Origin of the sequence: Pontibacter virosus (assembly GCF_003096355.1) — a bacterium.
GTDB lineage: Bacteria > Bacteroidota > Bacteroidia > Cytophagales > Hymenobacteraceae > Pontibacter > Pontibacter virosus.
Map to the genome: position 1 here is coordinate 52,632 of NZ_QEKI01000021.1, position 15,921 is coordinate 68,552.

The following is a 15,921-nucleotide window of genomic DNA, read 5'->3' on the forward strand; positions in this document are numbered from 1 at the left end:
TATAGAAAACAAGATTATGAGCGACAAGAATAAAAAAGGTAGACAAGGAGTGGTGTACTCCACCAATTCTGATTTCAACTATGAGTATGAGCAGGGAAACGAGGCTGAAACGCTCCCGCCGCAGCAACAGAACCTGAAAGTTATGCTCGATAAAAAATCTCGTGGCGGCAAGCAGGTCACCCTGGTCGCTGGCTTTATTGGGACAGACGATGACTTGAAGGAACTTGGCAAAATGCTTAAAAACAAATGCGGTGTTGGTGGCTCTGCCAAAGAAGGTGAGATCCTGATTCAAGGCGATTTCCGTGACAAAGTGCTGCATGTACTCCAGGCCGTCGGCTATAAAGCCAAGAAGGCGGGTGGGTAAGTTTTCAAGAGATGCTGCTATAAGGCTCTTCTGCGCATAAGAGTTTCCACAGCTCTTCGGGATTTTTCAGTCCCGAGATTAACGGTAGGGGATTTCCTAATCCCCGATTGACGAGTTGATTTTGCAGGTATACGGGACATGGGTGTCCCCTGCAGAAATACTTCCGGACATCTGTGTCCGGAGGAGCATGCAAGCGTGCAACCGAGAGCAATGTTAGATTGTGGCGACACGACACGACAATCTTTCTAGACTCCTAAACCTCCAGACTCTTGAGCTTGCTCACCGGACCTTGCAGGTGGTAGAAGTTAGCAGATTTTTGCACGAACAGGCGGCCGGCCAGGGCAGGGGCTTTTGGGGGACGGGGTTTGTATACCTGTACGGCTCCCTTGTTCTTGCAAGGTATACGCTCGTAGCCAATCTCTATCAGTTTTTGATCAAGCGCTTTTGGAGAGATGCTCTTCACCGGTATTCTGACTTCCGTTCTCCTATACCACACTAGCAGAGCAATTGTAAACAGCAGTGAGAAGATAGCGGCATTTACCAGGATCTCACTGATCGCCCCGGAAGTATCTTCTGAGAACCTTCCGGTAAACCCAAACCAAACCGCAGTCAGTAGCCCGTACATTCCGAAGAAGTATAAGTTCAACTTCACAAACCGCTGCAAGATATAGTGCTTCAAGATATAGTTGCTTATTCTATGGTTAAAATATTGATTGCTAAATTGTTAATAGCGTGTATGATATTCTTTATTTAGTGGTTTGCCTGATAATCCTGAAACTCTCAAACTCCTCAATTCTTTAATTCCTTAACTCCCAAACTCTCTAACTTTCTCCAAATCTTCCGGGGTGTCGATGCCGATGGTTTCGAGCTCGGTGATGGCGGTGGTGATGCGGAAACCGTTCTCGAGCCAGCGCAGTTGCTCCAGCGACTCAGCCAGCTCGAGGCTGGAAGGGGGTAGCTGGGTGATCTGCTCCAGGATGTCGGTGCGGTAGCCGTAGATACCAATATGCTTGTAGTAAGTATGTTGTTTGTGCCAGATGTCGTTGGGGACGTTGCGGCAGTAAGGTATTGGTTGCCTACTGAAGTACAGGGCCTCCCCATGACGGCTTACAACAACTTTGGGCGCATTGACGTTGAAGAGCTCCTCCGGCGTGTTGATCTTCTTGATAAGGGTCGCCAGTTGCGTCTGCGGATTGTTGAAACAAGTGGCAACCAGTTCAATCTGCTCGGGCTTGATAAAGGGTTCGTCGCCCTGTATATTGATCACATAGTCGAAAGGCTGGTCGTACAACTGGTAGGCTTCGAAGCAGCGGTCGGTACCGCTTTGGTGATGTGCTGCCGTCATAACTGCTTTGCCTCCGAATTTCTGCACATGGTCCAGAATGCGTTGATCATCAGTGGCTACGATAACATCAGTTAAACCAGATGATGAAGCCTGTTCGTACACCCGCTGGATCATGCTTTTGCCGTTGATGTCGACGAGTGGCTTTCCGGGAAAACGAGTGGAGGCGTAGCGGGCAGGAATAATGCCGAGTATTTGCATAAGGCAGACGGTTTTCTGTGGCCGGCCATGCAGCGGCAGGCCCCAGCAAGTTACGCAAGAGATAGGAGTAATGCAGCAGGCAGGTATAAAAAGCTTGGCAGGAGGACTAGGTTCGTTTCTTCACCGATAGCACCCGGATGGCATCCATGGCCCTGCTTTGCGTCGACAGTCCGCAGCGGATGTCGAGCTGGCGCCCCAGCTTTTCGTAGGTGATGATCACAGGTGTTTCGCCCTCTACCTTGAACGCCTCGTCCATTTCGTTTTCGTTGTCTGGTTTAAAGCGTTTTCCGTTTATTTCCACCTCAAAGCCGCAGCCGTCTACCATGTACTCTCCCGACCAGATCAGGATGGCCTCATCTGTTTCAGCGTTTCCGTCCGAATTGTTCTGGCAAGCCGTAAAGGCCAGAGTTGTTATCAAAGCTAGAATAGCCGAAAAGAGTAAGTTTTTCATCAGGTATAGTTTGTGGGTGAGTGATGCTGTAAGATAAAAGGCTATGCCTCTTTAACGGAAAGCAGACGTATGGCACTTCTTTTATGCGTTCCCCATCCGCAGGTATACTCCCTGGGTTTGGCAGGCAAGGTATATTTGATGCGAACGGTATGTGCCTCTTGGGTCTTGAACTTGTCGTCTATTTCCTGTTCATTCTCAGGCTTATAGTGTTGGTCTTTTAAATAAACACTGAAACCACATCCATCCACGGCATAGTCACCTGACCACATCAGGGTAGCGGTCGCTTCCATCACATCCAGCCCATCGTCCTTGTCACAGGAAGAGGCGGTAAACATTAGAGCGAGCAGAGCCACCAGGTATAGTTTGAATTTTTTCATCTGTTAATTAAAGGTTAGTTCCTTTCACAGGACCCTAATTACATCTTAGGGGTTGCATGGCAGCAGCAGGACTTTTCACTAATTCTTAAACCCTCCAACTCCTACACTTTCTTCACCCGCAGCGCAAAAGTGCTTTGGTCGATCACCTGTACCGAGTCGCCTTTTTCGATGAAGCCGTCGCGGGCCTGCGCATCGTATACGTTGTCGTCTATCATCACACGTCCGCTTGGGGCCATGCGGGTATAGGCTATACCTGTCTTGCCAATCAGGTGCTCCACTGAATTACTCGAGCGGTAACCTTCTTTGCTGTCGAAGGTGTTGACTAGGGTGACACGGCGCAAGGCACGGCTTCCCAGTACGCGGTTCCAGGTTAGTACCACAATGATCACGGCACTGATCATACCCAGCAGCACCGATACGAGGCTTTCCATCAGGCGCTCAGACGATACGAAAGTAAAGTCAAAAGCCTGGTTGTTGACCATGATCAGGAGCAGCGACAAAAACACCAGCGTGATGCCACTTATACCTGTCACCCCGAATCCCGGCACCACAAACACCTCCAGCCCAATCAGCACCAGCCCCACGATGAAGAGCAGGACCTCCCAGTGCTCGGCCAGTCCGTTGAGGTAAAAGGGCGTCAGGTAAAGCACGCCGGCGATAATGGCGGCTATGAGCGGAAAACCCACACCCGGGGTCTGCAACTCAAACCAGAGTCCGCCGATGATGATCAGAATGAGAATACCGCTGATGACAGGATTCAGGAAAAAGGAGATGACCTTGTTGGTGGTGCTGAGTTCGTAGCGGATGATCTCGGCGTCCTGCAGATTAAGCTTTTGCAGCACCTCGTCAATGTTATTGGCCTGTCCTTCGCAGAAGCCATGTTGGATGGCTTCGGAGGTGGTGAGGGTAAGCACCTGATCTGCTGACAAGGTGCTGTCAACGGCGGCGTCCACCATGGCTTCGGCCAGTCCGGGGTTGCGGCCGTTAGCTTCGGCAGTGGAGCGCATGATGGAGCGCATGTAGCTCTGGTACTTGCCGGGAGCGGCCTGCCCGTCGGCACCAACCACCGTGGCTGCCCCAATGTTGGCACCCGGCGCCATGTAGATGCTGTCGCAGGCAATGGAGATGAGCGCTCCGGCCGAGGCCGCGTTTTTGTCGATGAACACATAGATCGGCTTCGGATACTCGAGCAGGCGCAGGCGGATGGCGTCGGCGTCATTCACGGCGCCGCCGTAGGTATTCAGCTTTAGCAAAATGTGGTCAGCCTCCACGCGGGTGGCCTCGTCGAGGGCCAGTTGGGTATAGCGGTTGGTGCGCGGGTCGATCTCCGATCCGATCTCCATGATAAACACCTTCTGCCGCTGCTGCTCCTGAGCCCGGGCGGCCGTGAAAGAAAAGAGAAGGGCTAACAAGAGGAGCGAGGGCCATTGCCAGATTTTTGCGTTAGATTTCATACATTTGGGCTTAATCGGAAATAAGGTACTAAAAAAATCCCGCTTATTCTTTCCCTACTTTTTAAATACGATTTTGAGGCGCCCGTGTGGCGTATCCGCCTGGATACACCCGGAGGTTGGCTGGCGTTGGAGGTGCGTGACGCCGACCTGCTGCAGACCCGCTTCTATACCTTGCACCATGCAGATGGGCAGCTGTTGGAGTTGAAACTGCCTGATCATAACACCTGGTGGCTGGGGCTGGAGGACGTGCACGAGCAGGTGCTATACCTGCACGGCTACGGCGACCGCAAACTGGGGCAGCACAAAGGTATACGGGCCTTTGCAGTTGACTCAGGCAAGGCCTTGTGGCAGCAGCCGGATCTGGCCTTTTATGGAGTAGAGGAGCATGGGCTGTTGGCTTACGAGGTTAATCAGGCACGGACGGAACTGCTTTTGCTGGAAAGCGGTTACGGTAAAACCCTGCAGAACGATATACGCCAAAAAGAGGCGGCAGATCGGATGCAGCGTTACCATAAACTCCGGTTTGAGGCTGTGCTATACCCACACCTGTACCACGAAGGGGAAGTTTATTTCGAACAGGTCCGCAATTTTCTGATGCAGGAGCTTGATTGTGAGCCTGTAAGGGCGCTTGAGTATGCTGAAACAGACACGTGTCTGGTAGTAAGTTACTACAAAGAAGCAGGTGAAAAAAAGTTAGATAATTTTCTGGCTGTTTTTGATTTAAATGGTTTTTTGCTCTTAAATGAGTTACTTGCAGGTGCAATTGATGGCGTAGGTTCAGATACTTTTTTTATCTTTATGCGCAACTTGCATTTCGTGCAAAACAAGACAACCTTGAAGGCATATTCTCTTTAATTTTATAGTTACCACTTTTAGCTATGATTCGAATTTTACTTATCGCCCTTGTAGCACTGCCGCTGCTTCCTATTTCGGCTTCTGCCTTCGACCTGGTTGCCCTGCGTGACTCTGTGGGTGTTGAGCGTAAGAACGGGAAGGTGTACGTGCAGCACCGCGTAGAGCCAAAAGAAACGCTTTATGCCCTTTCCAGAAAGTACGGTGTGTCTGTCGCCCAGATCGTAGACTCCAACCCATCTGTAGAAACCACCATCAACGTCGGGCAGCTTGTGCTTATCCCGCGAAAGTACAGTGCAGCGCCGGCCATCAAGCAGGCGCCTGTGGCAGGCACTGCCAGCAACCGTACCTTTACGGTGAATAGCCGCGGCGAAAAGCTGCACCAGGTAGAGCCACAGCAAACGCTCTATTCCATCTCGCGCATGCATGCGGTGAAAGTGGATGACATCAAGCGGTGGAACAACCTGCCTGATAACACGATCAGCGTGGGTGCTTTCCTGATCGTTGGCAAAGGCCAGCCGGTTCCTTCCAAAAATCCGATCTACGTGAGCGAGTCAGATGACGAAATTTCAAAAGATCATGTAAAAGAAACAGCCGTGGCTTCGACAGAGCCGGTAGCCGCAGTAACAACGCCAGCCAATACACACGTCGTACTAACGCCGCAGCCAGCCACACCAGCACCTGCCACTACCGTAGCTAACGATGACGACGAGGAGATAGTAGACTCTGTTTCTGGTGCCAAGAAGATTCTTGAGACCGGTATGGCCGAAATGATCGACCCGAAAGCCGACACCAACAAATACCTGGCGCTGCACAAAACAGCTCCGGTAGGTACCATCATGCAGGTGAAAAACGCTATGAACGACCAGGTGGTATACGTGCGCGTGATCGGCAAACTGCCAAACACAGGCGAGAACAACAACGTGGTGGTGCGTCTGTCGAAGAAGGCTTGCCAGAAGTTGGGCGCCATCGACCAGAAGTTCCGCGTAGAATTGTCTTACATGCCATAAGCAGGTATAGCGATAAAGGGAAGGCCCGGGCAGCAATGTCCGGGCTTTTTTGTTGCTGTTTTTATACCTGCTACTTCTGCTCGAAGCTGGGCTGCCTGCTGCTTATTCCTTAACTTGCAGGGCGCCATTTCTCGTACCAAGCACATGAAACAGGATATCGCCCAGATCAAAGCCCTCCTTGACAGCCGGGTGGCCCGCTACAACCAGCCCAGCTTTATTTCGAACGACCCGGTGTCCATTCCGCACCGCTTTACCAAAAAGCAGGACATCGAGATCAGCGGCTTTTTTGCAGCCATCCTGGCTTGGGGGCAGCGCAAGACCATCATTAACAACTGCCTGAAGCTGATGAACCTGATGGACAATGCTCCGCACGAATTTATCCTGCAGCACCAGGAGCAGGACCTGCCGCGTTTCCTGGGCTTCAAGCACCGCACCTTTAACGACACCGACCTTCTCTACCTGATTCATTGGTTCAGGTGGTACTACGAGCAGCACGAGAGCCTGGAAACGGCCTTTACGGGTGAGCGGAACCAGATCAAGACGCAAAAGGAGCGGCTGGAGCATTTTCACAACCTGGTCTTTAGTCTGGAGGATGCCCCACACCGTACCCGCAAGCACATTTCGACCCCGGCCCGCAAATCGGCTTGCAAGCGTCTGAACATGTACCTGCGCTGGATGGTGCGGCCTGCTGACGGCGGTGTGGACTTTGGCATCTGGCACACGATGCTACCAGCCGACCTGGTTTGTCCCTGCGATGTGCATGTAGAGCGGGTGGCCCGCCGACTTGGCCTGATCACGCGCAAAGGCATGGACTGGCAAACGGCGGAAGAACTAACGGATCATCTCCGGACCTTCGACCCACAAGATCCGGTTAAATACGATTACGCCCTGTTCGGACTGGGAGTGGAGGAGAAGTTTTAAGGTATAGCATCAACCCAATTCTAATGCAGCATCTACAAAAAGCTTTAGACGAGCACCTGAGATCTTGTTATACCTCTATTGGCCCTGGTGCCGCGCTGCTGGTGTCGGTGGCTGGAGAGACGCTGTATGCCAGCGGTATAGGTATAGCCGATCTCACCAGCGGGGAAAAAATTACGCCGGTTACTACTTTCCGTTTGGCATCGGTGAGCAAACAGTTCACGGCCATGTGTATTCAGCTGCTCGAGCATGAGGGGCGCTTGTCTTATGACGATACATTGCGGCAGTTCTTTCCGGAGTTTCCGGCAAGTATAAGGGCAAAGGTCACGCTCCAGCATTTGCTCAGCCACACCTCCGGTCTGCTGGATTATGAAGAGTTTGTGGAGGAGCGGCCTGGCTGGCAGATCGGCGATGAAGAGGTACTTGCTATTGCTGCCTCACAAAATGGAACCTACTTTACACCAGGCACTCAGTACAGGTATAGCAACACGGGCTATGTGCTGCTGGCGCTGGTGGTGGAGCGGGTATCAGGTATAGCCTATGCGGATTTTTTGCAGCAGCGCGTCTTTGAGCCGCTGGATATGAACCATACCATGCTTTACGAAAAAGGCAAGCCTATACCTGAACGTGCGATGGGTTATGCCCGAAACGGAGCTGGCGAAATAGTATTGGCTGACCAGGGCACCTGCACGGCCACCAAAGGCGACGGCTGCATCTATACATCCGTGCGCGAGTACCACCGCTGGCATCAGGCCCTCAGCCAGCAGGCAGGTATGGCGCCTGCACTGGAGCAAGTTTACGCGCCTATACCTGGCTATACTAACGGCTTCTACGGAATGGGCTGGTTCTTTAGCAGACGCAAGTCCGGGGGACTGGAAATGTACCATACCGGCAACACCAGCGGCTTCAGCAACCTCGTCATCCGTATACCTGAAAACGATATGCTGATCGCCTGCTTCTCGAATATAGCTGACAATACGCATTTGCTGACGAGCCTGCTGGATGTGTTAGGGCAATTCCCTGTGCTCCGAACTGAATCAGGGCTCATTAGAAACTTGCTGCAATTGACCCGTTAATAGAGTCTGGGATCCCTTCTCCTTGCCTCGCTATTACTTAAAATAGCACCCAAGCCAATGTTGAGGGAGAAGTAAAACTTATACCTGGTATCTGGGACCGCATTCAGATGCAGTTCGTCATTGATCGTCCAGCGGGATTTCTCCAGCGGCACCAGGTAGCCAACCCTTGCATTAACCAAATAAAGAGACTGCCTGGCTAAGCCGAATCCCAGGTCCAGGTGCGCTCTGGAATTGTGGATCTTCAAAGCCCTCGTTATCGATGATCGGAAATTCGATGGGCATAAAAACGTAGCTCCCAAACACATTATTCTTTAGTGAGTCAGGTTCCGTTTGGGCTTTGGCGGCAAAAGAACAGAAAAGCAGCACTAATACGGCGGACAACTTTTTCATGCCTCCACAGGGCCTTCTGGCTGTACTGCAATCTTCAACACAACTTTGCGCACATTCTTTTCCGTAATCATGGCGGCGTGGGCATCGTCGGGGTAGAAGATGGTGAAAGAACCGGCCGGCACGTCAAACCAAAAGGCAGGCCAGTCCGGAAAGAAGGCAGCGTCGCGCTCTTCCAGGTACGGGTCATTGGATTCGCTGCACAGGGCCAGATCTCTCCAACCCATGTGGTCGGTGCCTTCCATTACATACTGTATATCGATGTACTTGCGGTGCACCTCCAGTTTGGCGTCCTTTTCAGGTATGCCGCTGCCTTCGGAGATGATCGCGAAGAGGTCTTTGCCCACGATCGCTTTCTGCCCAAGCGGAAGCGTCATCAGGTCAGCTTCCTGCAAAAACTGAAAAGCCTGCGCAAAGAGCGGGTGCATGCGGGTATAGCGGGCGGCATTAGTGAGTTTGTCGAGAACCATATAAGTTAGAAAGTTGAGAAGTTAGAAAGTTAAAAAGTTGGTTGTGCAGCGATGTTAAACCCTAATGTTGTGGTTTTACGCAAAATGATCGATTCTTTTTAGGGACAGGTCGCGACCTGTCCGAATCGTGCATCAAACCTGCCCTAATTGTGCACGAAAAATCGTTCATTGATATTCCCCTCTTGGGAGCAGGGGCGTTTCATTCCAAAAGAATGCCCTTAAAACTTACTGTGATTCTGTAAAGAAACCTGGTTGAAATAGAGGGCCCCTTCCCCCGGGAGGTTAAGCTTATACTACTTGCTACCAAGATCCTTACAGGATGACAAAAAGAAGAGAATGAAACGGCCCAGCTCTTGGGAGGGGCAGGGGTGGGTTAATCATGTACGAAAAGCAACCAACAACCAACAAACCAAACAATGAATAATTTATAAAACCACAGCGAACGAAAGCAGCGCCTTTACTTGTTATAATATGCTAAATTTGCCCTAAATCTAAGAGATAACAATTGATCTATCCAGATAACTTTGAAATAAAAATTGGCTTTGCGCAGGTGCGCGAAATGCTTTCGGAACTTTGCCTGAGCGCGCTTGGTCGGCAGTTCGTCAGCCGCATGACGTTCCTGAACCGCCATGACCTCGTGCAGCGCCTTTTAGAACAAACGAACGAGTTCAAACAACTGCTCGAGTCCGATGCCGAGATTCCCCTGCAACACTATTTCGACGTAACCGCCTACCTCGACCGTGCCGCCATACCGGGTACTTTCCTGGAGGTGCAGGCTTTCTTCGAGATCAAGATGTCGTTGCGCACCATCCGCGACTCGCAGCGCTTCATTTCCAGCACCGAAGAGGGCAAATTTGAGGCTCTGAAAGCCTTGGGTGCTAATATCATGGTAGAGCGCTCCCTCATCGCCGCCCTCGACAAAGTGGTGGACGATGCCGGTGCCGTGCGCGACGATGCCTCACCCGAACTGCAGCGCTACAAGCGAGACCTTATCGCGCAGCAGGGACAATTGCGTAAAACGATCAGCTCGATCATGCGCCACGCTAAGAATGAAGGCTGGACACCCGGCGATGCCGAGCCCACTATTCGCGGTGGTCGCCTGGTTATACCTGTCATTGCTGAGCACAAGCGCCGTATCAAAGGCCTGATCCACGACGAATCGAACACGGGACAGACCGTATACATTGAGCCTGAATCTATCTTCGAACTCAACAATGACATCAAAGACCTGGAGAATGCCTACCACCGCGAACTGATCCGCATTCTGGTAGGGCTGACCAATACGCTCCGTAATTTTATACCTGAGCTGCGCAAAGCTTATCAATATCTGGGCCTGCTGGACTTTATCCGGGCCAAGGCAGCGTTTGCGCGTCGGGTGGAGGCAACGATGCCGAAGCTGCACAAGTACCCGCACATCGCCTGGAAAGAAGCCATTCACCCCCTGCTATACCTGTCGCATAAGCAAATGGGCAAGCCAACGGTGCCGATGGATCTGGAACTGACCCGCGAGCAGCGCATACTACTGATTTCGGGCCCGAACGCCGGTGGTAAATCGGTGAGCTTGAAAACGGTGGGCTTGGTGCAGTACATGTTGCAGACCGGCATGCTGATACCAGTGGCCGGTAATTCAGAGGCAGGTATCTTTCACGACATCTTCATCGACATCGGCGACGAGCAGTCCATTGAGAACGATCTGAGTACATACAGCTCCCACCTCACCAACATGAAAAAGTTTGTGACGGTGGCCGATAACAAGAGTCTGGTGCTGATAGACGAATTTGGTACCGGTACGGAGCCCGTGCTGGGCGGTGCTATTGCCGAGGCCGTGCTGCAGAACCTGAACGACAGCAAGGTGTTTGGCGTGATCACGACGCACTATACCAACCTGAAGAACTTTGCCGAGCGCACGCCGGGCATCGTGAACGGGGCCATGCGCTACGACCATAAAAACCTGCAGCCACTCTATCAACTGGAGATCGGGAAGCCGGGCTCTTCATTTGCGATTGAGATTGCCCGCAAAATTGGTTTGCCACGGCACATTGTAGACAAGGCAAGCAGTCTGGTAGGTAAGGACAAGATCCGCTACGACCGTCTTTTGGAGGAACTGGAGACAGAAAAGCAGGAGCTGGAGAAGAAGCTGAAAGAAGCCACTGCGCTGGAACTGAAGCTGAAGCGAAACGTGAAAGAGTACTCCGACCTGAAGAACTTCCTGGAAGAGAGCAAGCAGGATGTGATGCGCGAAGCTAAAGGCAAGGCTAAACTCCTGTTGAAGGATGCCAACCAGAAGATCGAGGCAACCATCCAGCAGATCAAACAAAGCCAGGCCGAGAAGGAGCAGACCAAGCTGGCCCGTCGCGAACTCGAGGAGTTTGCCACCGAGCAAGTGCGTAAAGAAGAACCGCGGCCTGCCCACAAACGGATTGCCAGCAATGGAGGTCCGCTCAAAGCCGGAGATACGGTGGCGCTGATCGGGCAGGACTCTGTGGGCGAGATTGTCGGTATAAAAGGCAAAACAGCCGAAGTATTGTTTGGCGGCCTGAAAACGATCGTGAAGGTGGATAACCTCGAACGAGCTGAGGCGCTTACTAAAAAGCAGAAGAAAGCCGAAGTGGCCGAAGGCTATACCCGCGGCATGAACATCACCCAGCGTATGGCCGATTTTGGTTCTACCATTGACATCCGGGGCGAGTATGCCGAAGATGCTTTGAATAAGGTGATGAACTTTACCGACGAAGCCATTATGCTGGGTATACCGGAGATCAAGATCGTGCACGGAAGGGGCAACGGGGTGCTGCGGCAGGTCGTGCGCGACTACCTGTACTCTGTGCCGGAAGTGGTTAGCCTGGCCAGTGAGGCCGAGGAAAGAGGCGGCGACGGTGCCACTCTGGCTGTACTGAAATAAAGAAAGGCTCCTGTAAGGGAGCCTTTTTGTTTATCGGGTGTATCGAACCTCCAGTGTTACAGGCTCGTCCTCTTCAAAATCCAGCGTCTGTTCTAAGCGAAGTTCTTTATCCGTGAGCATCAGTACACTGGCTGTGTATTCATCATCGGTGCCTTTGTCGAATATGATGGATTTGTCATCATTAGCAAATTCCCAGGTGCCGCTCAGCGAGCTTCTCTCATAAGAATCCACGTATGTACCGGCTTTGTCGAATTTAACGGAGTTCTTCTTGATGTCAAAGCCAAGTTGCTCTAAAAACATATCCGAAATATCATTGCCATATGCCCAGAAGGAGTGTCCGGTCCATGTTTCAGCGGTCAGCAAATCTCTGTTTGATGGCTCTTTGTCCTTGTCTTTGTCGCACGAGGTCATGCTGGTTACCAGAAGCAGGGCAAACAGGAAGGAGAGCAATTTTTGAATTTTCATGAAATGAAGTTTGAGTGAAAGTATCAATTACCTTTATTCTGTCCTGCGCTGGGTAAGATGCCATGCAGACGCACGTAGGGCAATAGCCAGCCCTAACTTACTGAAATTAGTCTTTTTTAACAAACTGGACCTTCGCATCGAAGTTTGTGTCGTTACGGTTCACAGTGGTGATCAGGTCCATGTTGGTCGGAGTCAGTGTTTCTATCTGAAGGTCGCCAAGCAGGTCGAAGTAAATGATCGTTTCATTTTCCTTGAACTCCCAGGTGCCGGTGGTCGTCTGTGAGGTGCCAGCCTGGTCGTAGACGGCGGTATAGGTGCCGTCGCGGCGCAAGGTCAGGCGGGTGCTCTTAATATCGAGGAACATCTCTTTGATCTCTGGAAGGTCTGACACATCAGATCCAGCTACCAGTACGCGGTCTCCTTGCCACTCGTGCGCTACAATGAGGTTGGTTTTAGTAGGTTCAGGGTCATCTTTGTCACAAGATACCAGCGCAAAGGGAAGTACCAGGACTAAAAGTAGGTAGCGGAATATATAAAGTTTCATAGGGTGGTAAGCTGTTGAAGTATACCCTATATATCGCAGCCTGTATAAATAAGTTAGGGAAGTTTAATTAAATATTTTAGCCCTGCCCCAAAGCAAAAGCGCTTAGATAATATTCACCTCCGGCTGCAGCGTAATACCGAATTTCTCCTGCACCGACTGGATGATATCGTGTGCCAATTGCAGCAGGTTTTCGCCCTTAGCACCGCCATAGTTCACCAACACGAGTGCCTGGTTTTTGTGTACGCCGTAGTTATCGATCACTTTTCCTTTCCAGCCGCATTGCTCAATCAGCCAGCCAGCCGGAACCTTCACGCTGATTTCGGACACAGGGTAGGCAGGCATATCCGGGTACTGTTCCTTGAGCACATCGAAAAGGAGAACCGGAATTTCGGGGTTTTTGAAGAAGCTGCCCGCGTTGCCGATCTGTGCCGGGTCAGGCAGTTTGCTTCGGCGAATGTGGCACACAGCGGCGCTGACATCGTGTATGGTGGGCTGCTGCACCTGCATTTCCTGCAGGGTTGTCTGTATGGCGCCATAAGTGGTGTTCAGTTCAGGTGTTTTGCGGAGACGCAGGGTCACGGTCGCTACGACGTACTGCCCCTTCAGGCTGTGTTTAAATACGCTCTCGCGGTAGCCGAACTGGCAGGCTTCCTTGTCGAAGGTACGGACCTCGCCGGTTTCGAGCTGCACGGCTTCCAGTTCCACAAACACATCCTTCAGCTCGACGCCATAGGCCCCGATGTTCTGCAGGGGAGCGGCTCCCACCGTGCCAGGTATAAGCGACATGTTCTCGATGCCGCCCAGGTTATGCTCAAGACAGAAGAGCACCAGGTCGTGCCACTTCTCGCCGCCACCAGCCCGCACATAGGTATAGTCGCCGTCTTCGCGCAGCACTTCCATGCCTTTAATGCCGTTGAGCAGCACGATACCTTCATAATCTTTGGTGAACAGCAGGTTGCTGCCTCCGCCTAAAATAAGTTTCGGCTCTTCCTTTACCTCCGGGCGCTGCAGCAGCTCCTTCAACTCCTGCACACTGTCAAAGCGCGCAAAGTGCCTGGCCCTGGCATCGATGCCAAACGTATTGTAAGGTTTAAGGGAAAAGTCTTTCTCGAATTTCATAAGCGGGTATTTGAGGCAAAAATAGTTTTATTAGTTAAGAGTTGAAAGTTTAGAGTTATGAGTTAGGGGAAGAAGTGAAAGGTGAATGACGGTTGAAATTGGCCATGTATAAGGGATAGATCGAATGATCATTTTGTCAAATTGTTCTGTTAAGCCTCTGTTCCCATATAGGTAGTCACTCTTAACTTTTAACTCTAAACTCTTAACTAAAATAACGCTATTTTTGTGGTTCAATCAGGTATAGAAGATGGCGAAGCAAAAGCAGAGCGATAATTTCAATATAGTTGCCACAACGCTCAGTGGCCTGGAGGAAGTGTTGGCAGAAGAGCTGCGGGCGCTTGAGGTAGAGTATATCAAAGTAGGCAACCGGGCTGTTTCTTTCTCCGGGAACCTGCGCCAACTCTACGAAGCTAACCTCTGGTGCCGCACTGCCATTCGCATTCTCAGGCCTATCCGAAACTTTAAAGCCCGCAACGAGCGCGACCTGTACGAACAGGTACAGAAAACCAACTGGGCCGAGGTGATGGACCTGAACCAGACTTTCGCCATTGACGCCGTAGTGAGTCATTCCACTTTTGAACACTCGCTGTTTGTAGCCCAGCTGACCAAAGACGCCATCGTGGACCAGTTTCGCAAAGCTACCGGCGAGCGTCCTTCGGTGGACCGCATCAGGCCGGATGTGCGCCTGAACCTGCACATGCACGAGAACATGGTCACCCTTTCGCTCGACTCTTCCGGCGATTCGCTCCACCGCCGTGGTTATCGTCTGCAGACTAATGTGGCACCGCTCAACGAGGTGCTGGCCGCCGGCATCATCGCCCTGTCAGGTTGGGACAAAAAATCGACCTTCATCGACCCCATGGCCGGCTCGGGTACTTTCCTGATCGAAGCCGCTCTGATGGCGCAGAACATTGCGCCGGGCATTTTCCGCCGCGACCCTTATGGCTTTGAGAGCTGGAAAGACTATAACGCCGAGCTCTTTGAGATGGTATGGAAGACGGCCGAAGCTAAAGAAAAGCGCGAGCCGCAGGCCCAGATCATTGGGTATGACATCGACCCGGACTATGTGCTGGCTGCCCGCAAGAACATCGAGAACGCCGGCCTCGAGCATGTGATCAAAGTGGAAATGGCTGACTTTTTTGAGACAAAAGCCGTGGCCGAAGAGGGTGTTTTGATTATGAACCCGCCCTATAACGAACGTATCCAGTCAGACGACATTCACCAATTATACAAGCAGATCGGGGACACGCTCAAGAACAACTATCAGGGCTTCGACGCCTTTGTGTTTACCGGTAACCTGGATGCTGCGAAAAGTATCGGTTTACGAGCCTCTAGACGCACCCCGCTATACAATGGAGCGATCGATTGCCGCCTGCTCAAGTATGAGCTGTACCAGGGCAGTAGGAGAGGGGAGAAGGAGTAGTTAATGGTTTGAACGAGGCGAAGCCGAAGTATATAGCCTGTACTGTGTTCTCAGAAATTATTCTTTCAGTTTTAGAAATACATAAACAACAACTACCAATAGACCTATGACTGCAAAGGTATACTTCCTCTGCTGGTGCTTTTTTATGTACCCGTCCTTCTTCATGTCCCAGTCAAAAAGCATTTCTATAATAACTTCGTCTAAACGGAATATGAAATCATCCCAGTAGTATCTTTCGGTTGCCTTTCTTTTGTTAGTGACTATTTTCTTCTTCTCCTTGTACCGTTTCCAAACAGATACTTTCTTGTTCTGATATTCAGGTGAAACGTTTCTAATCGCGAGTTCATTTTTTGCTTGCTCAACAGCCAATGGGTTCCAATCATCTGGAAAATTAGCCATTTGAATAAGCTCGTCTGTTTTTCTTTCTGAAATTGGAGGTTCAAAATTCATACTTACAATTACTGAGAACGGCAGTTTGTCTAAAAACCTCTGCACGTTTCTTAGCTAAAGATAGCGATTTGAAGATATACTTCACCAGAAGCGAGGTCTTTTCTTATTTGCGCCTG

The 15,921-nt window shown here is 51.2% G+C and carries 18 protein-coding genes; 7 read left to right on the top strand and 11 right to left on the bottom strand.

The window, feature by feature from the left end; genetic code table 11:
- Positions 1–16 precede the first annotated feature (16 nt).
- Positions 17–364, top strand: a complete 348-nt coding sequence (locus C8E01_RS20305; RefSeq protein ID WP_116545287.1) for a translation initiation factor — start codon at positions 17–19, stop codon at positions 362–364.
- Between the two features lie 253 nt (positions 365–617).
- On the opposite strand, the gene C8E01_RS20310 is transcribed toward C8E01_RS20305, so the two are convergent.
- From C8E01_RS20310 to C8E01_RS20330, 5 genes are all read right to left on the bottom strand, one after another.
- On the bottom strand, positions 618–1,043 hold the full coding sequence (locus tag C8E01_RS20310) for a hypothetical protein (RefSeq protein ID WP_116545288.1): 426 nt from the start codon (positions 1,041–1,043) through the stop codon (positions 618–620).
- Positions 1,044–1,169: 126 nt separating this feature from the next.
- Positions 1,170–1,907 (bottom strand): 3-deoxy-manno-octulosonate cytidylyltransferase, encoded by a 738-nt coding sequence (kdsB, locus tag C8E01_RS20315; RefSeq protein WP_116545289.1) that lies wholly within the window; start codon positions 1,905–1,907, stop codon positions 1,170–1,172.
- A gap of 106 nt (positions 1,908–2,013) precedes the next feature.
- On the bottom strand, positions 2,014–2,358 hold the full coding sequence (locus C8E01_RS20320; protein ID WP_116545290.1) for a hypothetical protein: 345 nt from the start codon (positions 2,356–2,358) through the stop codon (positions 2,014–2,016).
- A 41-nt stretch (positions 2,359–2,399) separates the two neighbouring features.
- The gene (locus tag C8E01_RS20325) at positions 2,400–2,735 is read right to left on the bottom strand and encodes a hypothetical protein (protein WP_116545291.1); all 336 of its coding nucleotides are present in this window, start codon (positions 2,733–2,735) and stop codon (positions 2,400–2,402) included.
- A gap of 101 nt (positions 2,736–2,836) precedes the next feature.
- A complete protein-coding gene (locus C8E01_RS20330; protein ID WP_116545292.1) occupies positions 2,837–4,189 on the bottom strand; it encodes an NfeD family protein in 1,353 nt (450 codons plus the stop codon).
- Between the two features lie 84 nt (positions 4,190–4,273).
- Between C8E01_RS20330 and C8E01_RS20335 the strand changes: the two genes are divergently transcribed.
- From C8E01_RS20335 to C8E01_RS20350, 4 genes are all read left to right on the top strand, one after another.
- Positions 4,274–5,044, top strand: a complete 771-nt coding sequence (locus C8E01_RS20335) for a DUF4905 domain-containing protein (RefSeq protein WP_116545293.1) — start codon at positions 4,274–4,276, stop codon at positions 5,042–5,044.
- A gap of 23 nt (positions 5,045–5,067) precedes the next feature.
- A complete protein-coding gene (locus C8E01_RS20340) occupies positions 5,068–6,051 on the top strand; it encodes a septal ring lytic transglycosylase RlpA family protein (RefSeq protein WP_243409733.1) in 984 nt (327 codons plus the stop codon).
- Between the two features lie 144 nt (positions 6,052–6,195).
- On the top strand, positions 6,196–6,972 hold the full coding sequence (locus C8E01_RS20345) for a TIGR02757 family protein (protein WP_116545307.1): 777 nt from the start codon (positions 6,196–6,198) through the stop codon (positions 6,970–6,972).
- 23 nt (positions 6,973–6,995) lie between these two features.
- Entirely contained in the window at positions 6,996–8,045 is a 1,050-nt protein-coding gene (locus tag C8E01_RS20350) for a serine hydrolase domain-containing protein (RefSeq protein ID WP_116545294.1), read from the top strand.
- On the opposite strand, the gene C8E01_RS21495 is transcribed toward C8E01_RS20350, so the two are convergent.
- Positions 8,042–8,290, bottom strand: a complete 249-nt coding sequence (locus tag C8E01_RS21495; protein WP_133242803.1) for a hypothetical protein — start codon at positions 8,288–8,290, stop codon at positions 8,042–8,044. The two genes, C8E01_RS20350 and C8E01_RS21495, sit on opposite strands and share 4 nt — an antisense overlap.
- A 141-nt stretch (positions 8,291–8,431) precedes the next feature.
- Positions 8,432–8,902 (bottom strand): YhcH/YjgK/YiaL family protein, encoded by a 471-nt coding sequence (locus C8E01_RS20360; RefSeq protein WP_116545296.1) that lies wholly within the window; start codon positions 8,900–8,902, stop codon positions 8,432–8,434.
- 505 nt (positions 8,903–9,407) lie between these two features.
- Here C8E01_RS20360 and C8E01_RS20365 point away from each other — a divergent pair.
- Positions 9,408–11,804, top strand: coding sequence for an endonuclease MutS2 (locus C8E01_RS20365; RefSeq protein WP_116545297.1), 2,397 nt, complete (start codon positions 9,408–9,410; stop codon positions 11,802–11,804).
- Between the two features lie 30 nt (positions 11,805–11,834).
- On the opposite strand, the gene C8E01_RS20370 is transcribed toward C8E01_RS20365, so the two are convergent.
- The 3 genes from C8E01_RS20370 to murB all read right to left on the bottom strand — a co-directional run bounded on the left by C8E01_RS20370 (position 11,835) and on the right by murB (position 13,932).
- On the bottom strand, positions 11,835–12,269 hold the full coding sequence (locus C8E01_RS20370; RefSeq protein WP_116545298.1) for a hypothetical protein: 435 nt from the start codon (positions 12,267–12,269) through the stop codon (positions 11,835–11,837).
- Positions 12,270–12,375: 106 nt separating this feature from the next.
- A complete protein-coding gene (locus C8E01_RS20375; RefSeq protein ID WP_116545299.1) occupies positions 12,376–12,813 on the bottom strand; it encodes a lipocalin family protein in 438 nt (145 codons plus the stop codon).
- A gap of 102 nt (positions 12,814–12,915) precedes the next feature.
- Positions 12,916–13,932: a UDP-N-acetylmuramate dehydrogenase gene (gene murB, locus C8E01_RS20380; RefSeq protein ID WP_116545300.1), complete on the bottom strand. Its 1,017-nt coding sequence runs from the start codon at positions 13,930–13,932 to the stop codon at positions 12,916–12,918.
- A gap of 247 nt (positions 13,933–14,179) precedes the next feature.
- On the opposite strand from murB, the gene C8E01_RS20385 reads away from it, so the two are divergent.
- Positions 14,180–15,355: a THUMP domain-containing class I SAM-dependent RNA methyltransferase gene (locus tag C8E01_RS20385; RefSeq protein ID WP_116545301.1), complete on the top strand. Its 1,176-nt coding sequence runs from the start codon at positions 14,180–14,182 to the stop codon at positions 15,353–15,355.
- A 57-nt stretch (positions 15,356–15,412) separates the two neighbouring features.
- Here C8E01_RS20385 and C8E01_RS20390 read toward each other — a convergent pair whose 3' ends face one another.
- Positions 15,413–15,850: a hypothetical protein gene (locus C8E01_RS20390; protein WP_116545302.1), complete on the bottom strand. Its 438-nt coding sequence runs from the start codon at positions 15,848–15,850 to the stop codon at positions 15,413–15,415.
- Positions 15,851–15,921: the final 71 nt, after the last annotated feature.

Bases quoted from the DNA above. Each gene is read 5' to 3' on its own strand.
- C8E01_RS20375 (WP_116545299.1), bottom strand. From the start codon at position 12,813: ATGAAACTTTATATATTCCGCTACCTACTTTTAGTCCTGGTACTTCCC.
- C8E01_RS20305 (WP_116545287.1), top strand. From the start codon at position 17: ATGAGCGACAAGAATAAAAAAGGTAGACAAGGAGTGGTGTACTCCACC.
- C8E01_RS20340 (WP_243409733.1), top strand. From the start codon at position 5,068: ATGATTCGAATTTTACTTATCGCCCTTGTAGCACTGCCGCTGCTTCCT.
- murB (WP_116545300.1), bottom strand. From the start codon at position 13,932: ATGAAATTCGAGAAAGACTTTTCCCTTAAACCTTACAATACGTTTGGC.
- C8E01_RS20320 (WP_116545290.1), bottom strand. From the start codon at position 2,358: ATGAAAAACTTACTCTTTTCGGCTATTCTAGCTTTGATAACAACTCTG.
- C8E01_RS20325 (WP_116545291.1), bottom strand. From the start codon at position 2,735: ATGAAAAAATTCAAACTATACCTGGTGGCTCTGCTCGCTCTAATGTTT.
- C8E01_RS20330 (WP_116545292.1), bottom strand. From the start codon at position 4,189: ATGAAATCTAACGCAAAAATCTGGCAATGGCCCTCGCTCCTCTTGTTA.
- C8E01_RS20345 (WP_116545307.1), top strand. From the start codon at position 6,196: ATGAAACAGGATATCGCCCAGATCAAAGCCCTCCTTGACAGCCGGGTG.
- C8E01_RS20350 (WP_116545294.1), top strand. From the start codon at position 6,996: ATGCAGCATCTACAAAAAGCTTTAGACGAGCACCTGAGATCTTGTTAT.
- C8E01_RS20385 (WP_116545301.1), top strand. From the start codon at position 14,180: ATGGCGAAGCAAAAGCAGAGCGATAATTTCAATATAGTTGCCACAACG.
- C8E01_RS20360 (WP_116545296.1), bottom strand. From the start codon at position 8,902: ATGGTTCTCGACAAACTCACTAATGCCGCCCGCTATACCCGCATGCAC.
- kdsB (WP_116545289.1), bottom strand. From the start codon at position 1,907: ATGCAAATACTCGGCATTATTCCTGCCCGCTACGCCTCCACTCGTTTT.
- C8E01_RS20370 (WP_116545298.1), bottom strand. From the start codon at position 12,269: ATGAAAATTCAAAAATTGCTCTCCTTCCTGTTTGCCCTGCTTCTGGTA.